This is a genomic window from Actinoplanes sp. M2I2 (assembly GCF_023544445.1).
Lineage (GTDB): Bacteria > Actinomycetota > Actinomycetes > Mycobacteriales > Micromonosporaceae > Actinoplanes.
This window is the reverse complement of the sequence record NZ_JALPVJ010000007.1, coordinates 184,573-197,927: the sequence shown is the minus strand read 5'-3', so window position 1 is coordinate 197,927 and position 13,355 is coordinate 184,573. Positions and strand designations below refer to the sequence as shown.

Below are 13,355 nucleotides of genomic sequence, written 5' to 3'. Positions count from 1 at the left end.
GATCTGCCGCCGAGCGTGCGTGGCGGCTGACGGAGCGCTGTCGTGTGCCTGTGACGTCCACCAGCCGTCCGCCCTGCGCACGCTCGTGTCGATGAGCGCGCGGCCGGACTGGTGTCAGAGGAAGCCTCAGTCGGTGCTGGTTGAAGCTGCAATGCCACTACGCAGTAGTGCGACCAGCCGGCGGGCCCGAGCGGCGTCGGCGCTCAAGGCCGCTCCGCTGGCCAAGGTCAGCACGTCGGTTGCGGTGAGGTCGGAACGGAGTGTCGGCTGCGCGCGTCGGACGAGGCGATCGGCGATCGAGGTGATCGACGCATGCCAATCCCGGAACAGCATGGTGTGGCGTTCGCCGGTGTCTTCTGTCGCGGCCAGGGCAAGGGCACGCTTAGTGGCCACGTGCACCACGAATTCATCGAGCCACGCGAACAGCGCGCTCGTCGGCTCCGCGGACTCCAGCAACTGCTCGCCGTGTCGGCACAGTGCGGCGACTTCGTCGGCGTAGACGGCGACGAGCAGATCGGCGCGTGTCGGGAAGTGGCGATACAGGGTGGCGTTGCCGACCCCGGCGCGTTGGGCGATCACGTCGAATGCGACGTCGTTGCCCGCCTCGGCCAGCGCTTCACGGGCTGCGGCTACGAGCCGTGCGCGGTTACGGGACGCGTCGGAGCGCGGGCGACGCTTGCTATCTGGGGACATCCCCGCATACGGTACCGGCAGCTAAACGGGGAGTTCCCCATTTAGGGTGCGGAGGGATCATGATGCCCATCTCCATGGATGACCGGATCACCATCACAGATCTGATCAACTCGCATGGCCACCTGACAGATTGCGGTGACTTCAACGGCCTGGCGACCCTGTTCACCGAGGACGTCGTCTACGACGTGTCGGCTCTTGGCGGCGGCGAATTGGTCGGCATCGCGGCAGTCCGCGAAGCCGGGCCGGCACTGGGCGACGCCAACCCGGTAGCCCACCACGTGACCAATATTGTGCTGCGCGAAACGACGGGCGGCGCTGTCGAGGCCTTGTCCAAGGGATTCGGAGTCATGGCTGATGGATCGACCGGCAGTGTTACGTACGAGGACACTGTCGAACTGACAGCTGCCGGTTGGCGAATCACGCACCGAATCGTGCGCGCCCGACGCACGCCCCTGCGTCAGAACTGACATCACAAGAACGAGCGAAGATCGTCGACGAGGACGATCGTCGGCTTACGGTCAGGCATCGCACGATAATGCCCGGTCCTCCCCAGTGCCTCGATCGAATAACCGGATCTGCCGCGGACAACGCACGGTCGCGGTTCGTCGCCATCCACACCGGCTCGATCGCCGATGCTCACCGTAGTGGCCCGTTGGCGACGTAGTGAGCTGGTCCGTAGCGAAGCCTGGGCCGCGGCGGAGGTTGAACGGCAACCCGAGGTCATGGGGAAATACCGCTACCCCGTCGCGGGGGACGACGGGGTAGCGGTACGCGGGTCGGGGGAGTGCTGCTGCCCGCGGCCGGAGCGGCGGGGGCCGCTCCGAGTTTCTGTGCTGCTTGTGCCCTTAGGAATCGGTCGCGGGCGGGCCGGGTTGACGGTTCGGCGGGTGCCAAGTGGTCACCCTTGCGTTGCCGGGGTGGGCAGGGCCAGATGGGCCACCCGTTCGGCGAACAGGTCGTGAGTGTGGTGGCGCCGGACGAAGGCGGCGCCGCGGGCGGACTGCTCGCGCAGGGCCCGGTGGTCGGCGTGCAACCGGCGTACGGTGTCGGCCAGCTCGCCGGCCGAGCAGTAGACCGCGGCCTCGCCGAAGGCGGCGGCGTAGCGGTGGGGCAGCACCGCCACGCAACCGGCGGCCAGCGCGGTGAGCACGTCGGGCGCCGGGTCGGCCGGTTCGTCGTCGGGCGGCAGGTGCAGGTAGAAGTCGATCTGACCGAGGAACGAGCGCAGGCTGACGTCGCCGGGGCGGTAGACCAGCCAGCTGCGCGGCGGTCCGGAACGGCCGAACGAGTGGTCCGCGCGGCCGGCCGCGTCGAGGAGGCGGACGTCCAGGCGCGCGGTCTCGGGCAGCTCGGCGCGGAGCCGGTGCCACTCGGCCCGGCCACCGCGGCAGTGCCGGCCCACCACCGGCCGGTCGGCCCGCGGCCCGCGCCGGTCGAGCCGCCACCGCGCCACGTCGAGCGTGCTGGGCAGGTCGAGCTGGGCCGGCGCGGCCTGCCCGGCCCCGGTGAGCAGGCGCCGCCCGTCCGGCCCGGCCGGGGCCCAGATCGGCCGCTGGCCGAAGAGCCGCTTGGCCGCGGCCGCCGCCGACGGGTCGGCCACGGCGTCCTCGATCACCACCCGCTGGGCCCGGACACCGCTGGGCCCGTCGGGGGCGTACCGCAGCACCTGGACCGAGCGGGCCACCACCAGCCGGGCGCGGACGTCGTCGGTCAGCTCGACCTGGACGAGCTCGCCGCTGTTGATCAGATCCTGGACCGCCGGGTCGAGGTCGCGGGCGCCCTCGCGCAGGTTGGCCAGCACGTCCAGGTGCAGCAGGGCCGCGCGTTGCCGGCGCGCGGCGAGAGCCCGCAACTGCCCGATCCCGGCGGTCGCGGCCCCGCCCGCGGTGGTCCAGTCGCCCGCCAGCACCACGTCGTAGGCCCGGGCGCCGGTGTCGCCGCGCAGCCGGCGGGGCACCACGAACGCCCGGGCCCGCGTGGCCGGCTCGCGACCCTCGCGGACGTGCGTGTGCCACCTTCGGAAGGCCGAAAGATAAGACCGGGTCGCCGGGTCGGGCTCGTCCCGGACCAGGATCAGCGGCAGGCCGCCGACGTGCCGGACGGCCGCGTCGCCGAGCACCGCGCGGGCGCGCTCGGCGTACTCCAGATCGGCGCCCTCCCGGACCGGGTCGAAGTGACCGACCCGGCTCAGCGCCACCGCCCGCCGGACCATCGACGAGGCGAGGTCGGGCGGGCCCAGCTCGGACCGGCCCGGCCGGGTGACCTCCAGAGCGGGCGTGACCCGCAGGCCGGCAACCGTGGCCGAGAAGGCCGCCTGGTCGGCCAGCAGCGGTGCGACCTGGCGTTCCAGGCGGAGCGGGTGGGACCAGCCGCCGGCGTCCTGAAAGGTCACGAAGTCACCCGTCGCCGCGTCCAGACCGGCGTTGCGCGCGACGTAGGGGCCGCCCGGGGTGACCATGCGGATCACCCGCACTCGCGGGTCGAGGGCGGCCGCCGCCCGCAGCACCGGCTCGAACTCGCCGGACGAGCCGTCGTCGACGACCAGGATCTCGTGGTTGGTCCACGTCTGCCGGGTCAGCGACCGCACCGCGGTGAGCAGGGCCGGTCCGGGCTGCCGGCAGGTGACGATCGTGGTGATCCGGCCGGCGTGCCCCCGGCGCTGCACCGGGCCGGTGGTGATCCGGTCGAGCGGCGCGCCGGGCCCGTCGGCCACCCGCACCGCCGGGGCCGGCAGCAACGCGGCGAAACAAGCCGGCCCGCCCAGGTCGGCGGTCAGCGCGGCCCGCACCGGCCCGGGCACCTCGCCGTAGCCGGCCAGCAGCGCCGCGGCCGACGCGTGATCGCCCGAGGCGTACGCGAGCTGGCAGTGCAGTCCCTGGTGGACTCCCGCGATCCGGCCGCGCTCGCGCAGGCCGTCCAGGATGGCCAGCGCGTCGGCCTGGTCGTCCGCCCGCAGGTCCTGCAGGGCGATGACGCGGGCCAGCTCACCCGCGATCCACGGGTCGTCGGCGGCCGCCCGGGCCAGCGGTTCGCGGGCCGCGATCGACCGGGCCTGCAGAGCCGCGACGGCGAGCGGATGAGGTCCGGTGTCGCGCATGGTCCCCCTTGTTCTCGGCGTTTCCCGGTGATCAACGACTCGGGTGAATTGTCCGTATCGCCCGGTTGGCAGTCTCGTTGACCATGCCGTGTACGACGTCGCGATCCTGTCCGACCTGCGGTATCCGGGCGGCGGCGCGGCGAGCCTGGCCGCCGAGGTCCAGGCCCAGGCCGCGGCCGGGCTGACCACCGTCCTGATCCACGTGCCGTCCCCGCCGCCGCGGCCCACCCGGCCCTTCCGCAGCCGGATCGTGGCCTGCCTGCGCGACGGGCTGGCCGACCTGGCCGACGACGACGCCGAGATCACCGCGAAGGTCCTGCTGATCCGCCGGCCGCAGGTCTTCACCGAGGAGCCGGTGGTGATGCCGCGGGTGCGGGCCGCGCACACCATCGTGGTGCTCGACCGGCCGCCGGGCGACCTCGCCGGGGCCCGCGAGCGCATCGAGCGCTGCTTCGGGCCGGGCGTGGTCTGGGCGCCGGTGAACGGCCAGGTGCGCGACGAGGTCGCCGGCTGGGTGCTGCCCGAGACCGACTGGCACGAGATCATCGACGTCGCGAGCTGGCCGGTCGATTCCCGTCCGTGGGCGGCGGTCCCGGTGGTCGGGCGGCACGGTCGTCCGGACCTGGCTCGGCTCGTGGCGGCGTACCCGGACTCTCCCGACGTCAAGGTGCGCCTCCTGGGCGCCGTCGGACGGGACGACGCCCGGCCGCCGGCCTCGTGGGAGCTCGTCGAGGACGGCGCCGAGTCGCCCCGCGAATTCCTCGGCCGGCTCGACTTCTTCGCCTACTTCGACGAGGCGTTCGACCGCACGATCCTCGAGGCGATGGCGAGCGGTGTGCCGGTCGTCCTGGCGCCGCACTTCCGCGCGACCTTCGCCGAGGCCGCCCTCTACGCCCAACCGGCCGGGCTGCGTGACCTCGTCCTGCGCCTGCACAAGGACCGGCCCGCGTACGAGGCGCAGGCCGCGCGAGCCACCTCCTTCGTGACCGAGCACTTCGGCAGCGCCTCGCACATCGCCCGCCTCGCGTCGCTGGGTGTGCTGCCCCGCGGCGTCGTACCGCCGCCCCGCTTCCACGCGGTCCGGCCGCCGCGGCGGGTGCTGCTCGTCGGCGACGACATCAACCGGTTCCGGGCCGTCGCCCGGCACCTGCCCGCCGGCCTGGAGGCGATCGTGGTCGCCGGATCGGCCGGCCTGGCCGACGCCCACGCCGCCGGCCTGCTCACCGAATATCTGCCCGCCGCCGAGGATCTGGGTGCGCCCGAGGACCGCTGGACCGGCTTCGTCCGCGACCGGCTGCGGCACCTGATCGACCTGTACGGTCCCCGGGCGGTGCTGGTCGGCGGGGTGCCGCACGACGGCATCGCCGCCGCGATCGCCGACCACCCAGGCCCGCGCTGGCTCTGGCTGCGACCGGCCATGTGGCGGCGCGGCACCGGCGGCGAGTGGGCGGCCCGGGGCGCCCTGTTCGCCGGCGTCCTCGAGCCGGGCGAGTTCGCCGCGCCCGCGGACGAGGGCTGGACGACCACCGCACGGGCCGGGGTGAGCGCGGTCGAGCCGATCACCGAGCTGCCGATCGGCCTCCCGCACGTGGACCGCCGCCCCGGGCAGACCCTGCTCTGCCGGGGCGTCGAGGCCACCCTGCCCGGTTTCACCGTCGTCGAGGCCGGCCCGGACGATCTGGACGAGGTGACGCTGGCCGTGTCCCGGGCCGACTACACCAACTTCCACGAGCTGCTCGGTGCGGGCGTGCCGACGGTCTTCGTGCCCGACCCGGACGGCGCCGACGACGAGCTCAGCCGGGCCCGCTTCGCCGCGGCGGCCGGGGTCGCGGTCTGTGCCACCGACGACGAGGCGGCCGCCGCGGCCCTCGAGCGGCTGGCCGACCCGGTGGCCCGCGAAGCCCTGAGCCGTCGTTGCGCCGAGCTTCCGTTCGGCAACGGGGCCGCGGACGCCGCGGCCTGGCTGGCCGGGCACTGTTCTCGACGATCCGAAGTGGAGGCAGGAGATGTTCGGTGAACCGGACGCGGCCGACCTGGCCCTCGCCCGCTGGGAGGTGGCCACGCTGACCGGCCGGTTGCGCTGCGTCGAGGACGAGCGGGACGCCGCCGTCCGGGATCGCGACCGCAACCGGGAGCTGGTGCTGGCCCTGCGGCGCAGCCGTTCCTACCGCCTCGGCCGGGTCCTGGTCGACCTGGCCCGCGACCCGCTGCGCACCGGCCCGGTGCTGGCCGGCCGGGCGGCCCGGCGGCTGCGCGGCCGCACCCCGGTCCCGCCCCGGATCCGGCCCAGCACGGCGCCCGTCCCGGCCCGGGTCTACGTGGCGGTCGGGCTCTCCCGGTCCGGATCGCACGCGCTGATCCGGGCGCTGCGCCAGCGGGTGCTGGTCGACGCCGATCACCGGCCCGTGGTGGTGACCGATCAGCCGTCGCTGCGCGGCCTGCGGGTTCCCGGCGTCGTGCTCGAATATCTGCCCGACCCGGCCACCTGGTCGCGGCACGACCCGGGCTCGGACTGGGAGACGCTGCTGGCCGGCCGGGTCGCCCAGCTCTGCCGCGACCATCGGGCCACCCACGCCGTCGTGATCGACCCCCGTGATCCGCCGACCCTGGCCCGGCTCCTCGTCACTGATCGAAGGGTGGGGTCGTTGGCTTCGGCATGAGCGCCCCGACGATCGATGCCCCCGTCGCCCCGCGTGCCGGGATGCGTTTCGTGGTCGAGGGGCCGCCGGTCGGCGCGCTCTGGCGGCGGGCGGTGCTGCGGGCCGTGCTGGTGCCGTTGCCCGTGCTGGCGCCGCTGGTCGCGCTGGCGCCCAGCCGTGACCACCGGTTCAACCTGTACTGGCACGGCGGGATGTTCCGCGACGACCCGCTGCGGATCGTGCCGCACACCGTCGACTCGCTGCCCGGCTATCTGCGGCTGGGTAACTTCCGGCTGTTCGGCCGCATGCTGGAGAAGACGCTCGACACGGCCGCGTACGCGCTCAGCGAGGTGCTCGGCCTGCCGGTGAACGTCGGTCTGCGGCTGGTCTCGTTCGTCTCGGCGATCCTGTTGTGCGTCTTGGCGGTGCTGCTCGCCGAGAGCATCGTCGCCCCCGGCCGGATGTTCCGCCGCGCACCGTCCACAGTGGCCGCTGTGGTCCCGTTCGCGGTCGCGGCCGGCTTCGTGGCGGCCGGTGGCTCCAGCCCGATCGTGCTCTTCGGCGGTCTCTATCTCGCCTCGGCCGCGCTCGTTCTCGGGGTGACGGCGGCGCTGTGCCGCATCGACCCGGGGAAACCGCTGCGGCTGTGGTGGATGCCGTTGCTGCTGCTGGGCGGGGCCGGCCTGGCCGCGTTCAACGAGATCGCGTACCTGGCCCTGCCCCTGGCCACCGTGGCCGTGCTGGTCCGGGGCGGGCTGGTGCTCGGGCTCCGGCCCGGCCGGCTGCTCACCGCGGCCCCGGCCCGCGCGCTCGGGCTGGTCTGGGTCGGCTTCCTGCCCGTCTTCCTGGCCGTCCGGGTGGTGATCCGGCGCTACTGCGCGGCGGGGACCTGCTACAAGGGCTCCGACGTGCGGTTCGGGCCCGAGACGTGGGAGAGCCTGCCGGTACGCGCCATCGCGTGGCTGCCTCCGCTGCAGTGGCCGGCCGCGGCGCCCCGGGGGTCCTGGGCGGGCGGTCTCGTGCTGATCGGGGCGGTGCTGGTGATCGGGCTGGTGGCCGGGCAGGCGATCCGTGATCTGCCCCGGCTGTCGCGGGTGGGACGGCGCCCCGCGGTCGCGCTGGCAGCGCCGGCGGGCGCGCTCGTGCTGCTGGGGGCCGGAATGGGGTCGTTGAACGTCGATGTGCAGCAGCTCGTGGCGACCGGGCGCTGGGGGTACGGCTGGCGGGACTCGGCCGTCACGACGACGGCGGGGGCGCTGCTGCTCGTCGCGCTCGCGCATCTCGTGCGCCCACGGGGCCGGTTGATCATCGCCCCCGTGGTGGCCGTCCTCCTGTTCGCGGCGACCGCGACCGTGTCGGCCACCGCCAACAAACAGCAGCGCGACCTCGCGATGTCCGCGCCGGCCGCGAGACTCGCCGATCGCGTGGCCGTCGAGATGGCCGACTTCGATCCCACCCCGGGCGGCGCCGGCCGCCGGTGTGCCCTGCGCGCCGAGTTCGTCGAGCTGCACGCCGACTCACCGTTCTCGGTCCGCCGCTTCGACGAGTCGCTCGAGGTCGCGTCCCGGCAGCGGGCCGACGTGGCCTTCTGTCCGGGCGTAACCGGCTGACCCCGTCGGCGTTTGTCCCGATCGTGGGGGAGATCTGATGCGCCGGTTGCGGAACCTGACCCGCCGGCAGGTCGTCTCGGCGTCCGGGGCCTGCGTGCTCTGTGTCGCGGTCGCGGCCGCCGCGCTGACCGGGAACGTCGGTCTGGCCCTCACCCTCCTCGCGGTCTTCTTCACGATCCTCTTCGCCGGCTTGTTGCTGCTCGCCCGCCGGCTCTCCGGGTTGCAGCGACTCCAGCGGCGGCAGCAGGCCGACGCGCGGACCGTGCTCGACCAGGCCCAGCGCCGGATGCTCGGCGCGCTCGAGGAGTTGCTCCTGCATTCGGGCGACCGGCATCAGGAGGTCGTCGACCGGGCCGAGGCGCAGACCCGCGACATCGAGGCGGTCGTGCAGCTCTTCCAGCGGGTCACGCCGAGGGCGCCCATGCCGCCCTCGGGTGGGGCTGCGCCGCTGCTCGACCTGTTGCACCTGATCCGCACCCGGCGGCCGCGGCTGGTGCTCGAGCTGGGCGGCGGGGCCTCGACAGTGTGGATGGCCTACGCGGTGGAGGAGGTCGGCGGCCGGCTGGTCTCGCTGGACAACAGCGGGCGGGCCGAGCTGACGCGGGCGTCGCTGGCCGCTCACCAGCTCGCCGAGGTGGCCGAGGTGCGGGAGGCGCCGCTGGAGGCCCTGGCCGACCTGGACGACGTCGGGCTGCTCGTGGTCGGTGGCGGGGACGCGCCGACCGGCCCGCACGCTCCGGCCGGCATGCGGCTGCTCACCAGCCTGCTGGCCGATGTCGCGACGATCTCCCTGCGCGGCGCCCCGGACGCGATGGCCCGTTGGCTGGAAACGACCGAGGGCCTCACCCGCGAAGGTGAGGCCCAGCTGTCGTATCGCCGCGGGGTGCGGGAGCTCAGTAACCGAACTCCTGCGTGAAGTACGGGGTGCCGTTGGCGGCGTAGGCGATGCCGACGCCGACCGCGATCGCCTTGCAGTTGAGGATGTTGGCGCGGTGGCCCGGGCTCTTCATCCACGCGCTCACCACGGCGGCGCCGGTGCTGTAGCCGAACGCGACGTTCTCGCTCAGCGGACGGCTGTAGCCGGCGGCCTTCGAGCGGGCGACGAACGTGGAGTTGCCGGCGCCGGTGTGCGTGAGCTTGTTGGTGCGGGCCTGGTAGGCGCTGTGGCCGACGGCCGCGCGGGTCAGGGCCGGGCTGACGACGACGGCCCGGCAGCCGTGGGCGGCGCGCTGCTTGTTGGTGAGAACCGCGATGTCGCTCTGCAGCTTGGCCGTGCTGGTGACGGCGGCCTGGGCGGACGAGGCGAACGCGACCACGACGAGCAGGGTGGCGGGGATCATCGCGATCAGGGCCAGACGCTTGGTGATCGAAGAGCGCATCGACTGCCTTTCGGTAAGTGGTCCCGGCTGCTACCGGGGGGTTCACCGTCATAGTTCGGCGCTGACGCAGTGACGATGACCTTTCTCCGGGTGCGGTGCCGATGCCCTTCGGTTGCCGCCGGGTTGGCTACCGCCATGCGGTTTCCGTGACGTTGCCGTGACGGTGTGTGTTGGTGATCGTTGAGCCCCGCAGAGGCCCGCGAAGGGGGATCCGGCATGGCGACGACCGTTCACGACGTGGCGATCCTGGCCGACTTCCGGTTTCCGGACTCCCGGGTCGCCGCCGAGGTGCGCACCCAGGCCGACGCGGCGCTCAGCACCGTGCTGGTGCACGCGCCCCTGCCGGGCGACCGGAGGCCGTTGCCGTTCGGCCCGGACGTGCGCGACCTGCTCCGCGACGGCGTGGCCGAGCTGGCCCGCGACGACCAGCGGGTGAACGCGCGGCTCCTGGTCATCCGCGGGCGGCGCCCGATCGTCGAGGATCTGCCGGACGTCCGGGCCGGGCGCACCGTGACGGTCGAGGACCCCGACCGCAGGACCGGGCGGTCGCACCTGCGGTGGCTCGCCGGTTTCGGCGTCCGCCCCCGGATCAGCGCGCCCGCCCGTACCCGGGTGACCGGCCCGGTGACCGCCGTGCCCGCTCGCCGCCTGATGCTGGTAGCCGGGGACCCCGAGGCCGTGGCCCGGCTGACGGCGATCGTCCCCCGGCTGCCCGGCGATCTGGTCGCGGTGATCGTCACGGTGGCCTCGGCGGCCACTGCCGTCCCGGCCGGCCTCCTCACCGAGCACATCCCGTCCCGTGCGGTGTTCCGGGACCGGCTGGCCCATCTCATCGCGCTGCACCGGCCCGGCATCGTGGCGGTCGACGGCCGGCCCGGCGGTGACCTCCTCGCCGTGGTGCGCGAGCACCCGGGCGTCGTCTGGGTCGGGATGCGCCCGGACCCGCCGGATCCGGCGGCGTTCGACCACCTGCTGGAGCCGGGCGAATTCGCCGCGGCGACCTGGTTGGGCGGGCCGGCGGCCCGCCACGAGGATCTCGGAGGTTGACGTGCGCGAAACCGCTGTGCCGGTCCCACCGGTGCGCGAGCCGCTCGACGCGATGCAGCGGGCCCGCTGGGAGCTGAGCGCGATGGCCGGGCGCCTGCGCTCGCTCGAGGCCCGGCTGGCCGACGAACGCTGCCGGAGCGAGCGGTTGCGCCAGGAGCGCGACCGGCTGCGCGACGGCACCTCGTGGCTGCGCCGGCTGTTCCCGGCCCGCCGTGCGACCCCGCCCGTCCGCACGATCCCGCCGGCGCCGGTCCACCTGTACGTGGTGATCGGGCTCGCCTTCGAGCCGCTGCGCGAGTTCGTGCTGACCGTCCAGCAACGGATGCGGGTCGAGCCCGGCCACCGCCCGGTCGTGCTGACCGACTGCTCGTCCTTCGCCCTGCTCCGCGATCTCGGGGTGCTGCTGGAGTACCTGCCCGACCGGGAGACCTGGGAGCGGCACCGCCCGGACCGGTCGTGGGAGGACGCGCTGGCCGAGCGGCTGTCCCGGCTCTACCGCGATCACGGGGCGGTCCGCACGATCTTCGTGGACCGGGCGAAGCTGCCGACCCTCGCGGAGCTGCTGCGCTGAGCGCCGGCGCTGATTTGTAACTTTTGCGCTCGCGTGGTCGTTGGGCGAGCGTGACGGTATCGAGCCCGATGATCTCCGTGGTGGCGCCCATCTTCAACGAGGGCGCCGGCGTGGACCGCTTCGTGGCCCGGCTGACCGAGGTGCTCACCGGCGCCGGCCTCAGCTACGAGCTGGTGCTGGTCGATGACGGCTCGACCGACGACTCCTGGGACCGGGTGGCCGCGCAGGCCCTGCTCGACGGGCGCGTACGCGGTCTGCAGCTGTCCCGCAACTTCGGCAAGGAGTCGGCGGTGCTGGCCGGTCTCGAGCACGCCGCCGGGGACGCGGTCGTGGTCATCGACTCCGATCTGCAGCACCCGCCGCAGGCCATTCCCGAGATGGTGCGGCGCTGGCGCGAGGGTGCGCACGTGGTCGAGGCGGTCAAACGCAACCGGACGGGCCAGGGCGTGGTCGGGCGGCTCGGCGGACGCGCGTTCAACAAGGCGTTCACCGGGCTCACCCGGGTGGACCTGATCGACGCGACCGACTTCCGGCTGCTCGGCCGCCCGGCCCTGGAGGCGCTGCTGCGGCTGCCCGAGCACTCCTCGTTCTTCCGGGGCACGAGCAGCTGGATCGGCTTCCGGCGCAGCGCGATCGAGGTCGACATCGAGGAACGGGCGGGCGGCCGGTCCCGCTGGACGTTCGGTTCCCTGTTCCGGCTGGCCGTCAACGGGCTCACCTCCTTCACCTCGGCGCCACTGCATCTGGTCACCATGGTCGGGCTGGCGTTCGCCGGGTTCGCCGTGCTGCTGGGCGCGCAGACCCTGATCCGCTGGATCGGCGGCGACTCGGTGGCCGGTTTTCCCACGGTCATCCTGCTGCTGCTCGTGATGGGCACCTTCCTGCTGCTCGGGCTGGGCGTGATCGGGGAGTACCTGGCCCGCATCCACGAGGAGGTCCGGGGCCGGCCGCGCTATCTCGTGCAGGAGCGTTCGGGCCCGGTCGCCTCGCTGCCCGAGCAGTTGGTGCGGGCCGACCGTGCCGAGCGGTGACCCGGCCACCCTCCTCCGGTACGTGGTCAGCGGCGGGGCCAGCGCCCTGACCCACCTGGGGGTGGGCTTCCTGCTGGCCGAGGGGCTGCACGGGCCGCCGGTGCCGTCCTCGGCGGCCGGGTTCGCGGCGAGCGTCCTGGTCTCGTACGGTCTGCAACGCTCCTGGGTCTTCCGCTCGCCGGTCGGGCACGCACGGGCCGGTGGCCGGTTCCTGACAGTGGCCGCCGTGGCCGGCACGCTCAACATCGTGATCCTCTGGCTCGGCGCCGAGCTCCTCAGCAGGCCGTATGTGCTGGTCCAGGCGGTCGCCCTGGTCGCCGTCCCGGCCGTGAACTACGCGCTCAACTCCCGGTGGACCTTCCGCGCGGCTTGATTTGATCAAGCTTTGTCGATGTCATGGTCACGTGGCGGAGCTCACGGTCCACGACACCAACGGCATTCTCCGGCAACCCTGGATCCGGCCCGACCGCACCAGCCGCGGCCTCGGCTGGGAACAGCTCTACGTCTCGACCCAGAGCGAGCAGCCCTACCGGGCCAGCTTCGGCAGCGCCCCCAGCCACCTGGTGATCCTGCACCTCAACGGGCCGGTCACCGTACGCCGGGGGCACCTCGGCCTGATCAGCTCGCGCACCGTCCCGCCCGGTGGTCTCTTCGTGCACCCGGCCGGCAAGGACCTCACCGTCGAGCTCGGCGGGCGGCTCGACACCGTGCACGCCTATCTGACCGACGAGTTGCTGCGGGCGGCGCACGGCGGCGATCCGGTGGAGCTGGCCGAGGAGTTCGGCAGTCTCGACCCGCTCGTGGAGCAGCTGCTGCTGAACCTCGACGGGGTCATGCGGCACTGGGAGCCGTCCGCCCGTACCTATGTGGACCATCTGGGTCACGCGCTGGCCGCGCAGCTCGCCCGGCGGCACAGCGCCCGCGCCCGGCCGCCTCCGCCGACCCCGGCGGGCCCGCGGGCCGGGCTCACCGACCGGCAGTTCAACGCCGTCCGCGAGCTGGTCGAGGACCGCCTGGGGCAGGCGTTGCCGCTGCGCGAGCTGGCCGCGGCGACCGGGCTGAGCGTCAGCCAGTTCGCCCGGCAGTTCAAGGCGCGCACCGGGCTGTCGCCGCACCAGTTCCTCATCCAGCGCCGGGTCGACGCCGCCTGTCAGCTGCTGCGCTGCACCCGTATGCCGATCGCCGAGGTCGCCCAGCGCTGCGGCTTCTCGCACCAGGAGCACCTGACCCGGGTGCTGCGCGCCCACCTGGACATCACCCCGGCCGCGCTGCGCCGCGCCTGAATCGT

At 73.7% G+C, this 13,355-nt stretch carries 13 protein-coding genes; 10 read left to right on the top strand and 3 right to left on the bottom strand.

The window, feature by feature from the left end; translation table 11 throughout:
- Positions 1-126: 126 nt before the first annotated feature.
- Positions 127-693: a TetR/AcrR family transcriptional regulator gene (locus HJC40_RS15395; RefSeq protein WP_250001769.1), complete on the bottom strand. Its 567-nt coding sequence runs from the start codon at positions 691-693 to the stop codon at positions 127-129.
- Positions 694-752: 59 nt separating this feature from the next.
- On the opposite strand from HJC40_RS15395, the gene HJC40_RS15390 reads away from it, so the two are divergent.
- Positions 753-1,160 carry a nuclear transport factor 2 family protein gene (locus HJC40_RS15390; protein WP_250001768.1) on the top strand — a complete coding sequence of 136 codons (408 nt, stop codon included), beginning with the start codon at positions 753-755 and terminating at the stop codon, positions 1,158-1,160.
- Positions 1,161-1,591: 431 nt separating this feature from the next.
- Here the strand turns inward: HJC40_RS15390 and HJC40_RS15385 are convergent, their stop codons facing one another.
- Positions 1,592-3,790, bottom strand: coding sequence for a glycosyltransferase (locus tag HJC40_RS15385; RefSeq protein ID WP_250001767.1), 2,199 nt, complete (start codon positions 3,788-3,790; stop codon positions 1,592-1,594).
- 88 nt (positions 3,791-3,878) lie between these two features.
- On the opposite strand from HJC40_RS15385, the gene HJC40_RS15380 reads away from it, so the two are divergent.
- Genes HJC40_RS15380 through HJC40_RS15365 form a run of 4 tightly spaced genes read left to right on the top strand, consistent with a single transcriptional unit; the run spans position 3,879 to position 8,955 of the window.
- Complete coding sequence (locus HJC40_RS15380; RefSeq protein WP_250001766.1) at positions 3,879-5,807, top strand: glycosyl transferase; 1,929 nt, start codon at positions 3,879-3,881, stop codon at positions 5,805-5,807.
- On the top strand, positions 5,797-6,450 hold the full coding sequence (locus HJC40_RS15375; RefSeq protein WP_250001765.1) for a hypothetical protein: 654 nt from the start codon (positions 5,797-5,799) through the stop codon (positions 6,448-6,450). Before HJC40_RS15380 ends, HJC40_RS15375 begins: the two co-directional genes overlap by 11 nt.
- Positions 6,447-8,039 carry a hypothetical protein gene (locus tag HJC40_RS15370; protein ID WP_250001764.1) on the top strand — a complete coding sequence of 531 codons (1,593 nt, stop codon included), beginning with the start codon at positions 6,447-6,449 and terminating at the stop codon, positions 8,037-8,039. Before HJC40_RS15375 ends, HJC40_RS15370 begins: the two co-directional genes overlap by 4 nt.
- Before the next feature lie 37 nt (positions 8,040-8,076).
- Complete coding sequence (locus tag HJC40_RS15365) at positions 8,077-8,955, top strand: class I SAM-dependent methyltransferase (protein WP_250001763.1); 879 nt, start codon at positions 8,077-8,079, stop codon at positions 8,953-8,955.
- Here the strand turns inward: HJC40_RS15365 and HJC40_RS15360 are convergent.
- A complete protein-coding gene (locus HJC40_RS15360; RefSeq protein ID WP_250001762.1) occupies positions 8,933-9,418 on the bottom strand; it encodes a CAP domain-containing protein in 486 nt (161 codons plus the stop codon). The two genes, HJC40_RS15365 and HJC40_RS15360, sit on opposite strands and share 23 nt — an antisense overlap.
- A gap of 216 nt (positions 9,419-9,634) precedes the next feature.
- Here HJC40_RS15360 and HJC40_RS15355 point away from each other — a divergent pair, with 216 nt between their 5' ends.
- The 5 genes from HJC40_RS15355 to HJC40_RS46135 all read left to right on the top strand — a co-directional run bounded on the left by HJC40_RS15355 (position 9,635) and on the right by HJC40_RS46135 (position 13,350).
- Complete coding sequence (locus HJC40_RS15355) at positions 9,635-10,465, top strand: hypothetical protein (RefSeq protein WP_250001761.1); 831 nt, start codon at positions 9,635-9,637, stop codon at positions 10,463-10,465.
- A 1-nt stretch (position 10,466) separates the two neighbouring features.
- Positions 10,467-11,036 (top strand): hypothetical protein, encoded by a 570-nt coding sequence (locus HJC40_RS15350; protein WP_250001760.1) that lies wholly within the window; start codon positions 10,467-10,469, stop codon positions 11,034-11,036.
- Positions 11,037-11,104: 68 nt separating this feature from the next.
- Positions 11,105-12,067, top strand: a complete 963-nt coding sequence (locus HJC40_RS15345) for a glycosyltransferase family 2 protein (RefSeq protein WP_250001759.1) — start codon at positions 11,105-11,107, stop codon at positions 12,065-12,067.
- Entirely contained in the window at positions 12,054-12,440 is a 387-nt protein-coding gene (locus HJC40_RS15340; RefSeq protein WP_250001758.1) for a GtrA family protein, read from the top strand. The genes HJC40_RS15345 and HJC40_RS15340 overlap by 14 nt, the downstream gene beginning before the upstream one ends.
- Before the next feature lie 31 nt (positions 12,441-12,471).
- The gene (locus HJC40_RS46135; RefSeq protein WP_250001757.1) at positions 12,472-13,350 is read left to right on the top strand and encodes an AraC family transcriptional regulator; all 879 of its coding nucleotides are present in this window, start codon (positions 12,472-12,474) and stop codon (positions 13,348-13,350) included.
- Positions 13,351-13,355 lie beyond the last annotated feature (5 nt).

Bases quoted from the DNA above. Each gene is read 5' to 3' on its own strand.
- HJC40_RS15395 (WP_250001769.1), bottom strand. From the start codon at position 693: ATGTCCCCAGATAGCAAGCGTCGCCCGCGCTCCGACGCGTCCCGTAAC.
- HJC40_RS15345 (WP_250001759.1), top strand. From the start codon at position 11,105: ATGATCTCCGTGGTGGCGCCCATCTTCAACGAGGGCGCCGGCGTGGAC.
- HJC40_RS15390 (WP_250001768.1), top strand. From the start codon at position 753: ATGATGCCCATCTCCATGGATGACCGGATCACCATCACAGATCTGATC.
- HJC40_RS15365 (WP_250001763.1), top strand. From the start codon at position 8,077: ATGCGCCGGTTGCGGAACCTGACCCGCCGGCAGGTCGTCTCGGCGTCC.
- HJC40_RS15385 (WP_250001767.1), bottom strand. From the start codon at position 3,790: ATGCGCGACACCGGACCTCATCCGCTCGCCGTCGCGGCTCTGCAGGCC.
- HJC40_RS15355 (WP_250001761.1), top strand. From the start codon at position 9,635: ATGGCGACGACCGTTCACGACGTGGCGATCCTGGCCGACTTCCGGTTT.
- HJC40_RS15375 (WP_250001765.1), top strand. From the start codon at position 5,797: ATGTTCGGTGAACCGGACGCGGCCGACCTGGCCCTCGCCCGCTGGGAG.
- HJC40_RS15370 (WP_250001764.1), top strand. From the start codon at position 6,447: ATGAGCGCCCCGACGATCGATGCCCCCGTCGCCCCGCGTGCCGGGATG.
- HJC40_RS15360 (WP_250001762.1), bottom strand. From the start codon at position 9,418: ATGCGCTCTTCGATCACCAAGCGTCTGGCCCTGATCGCGATGATCCCC.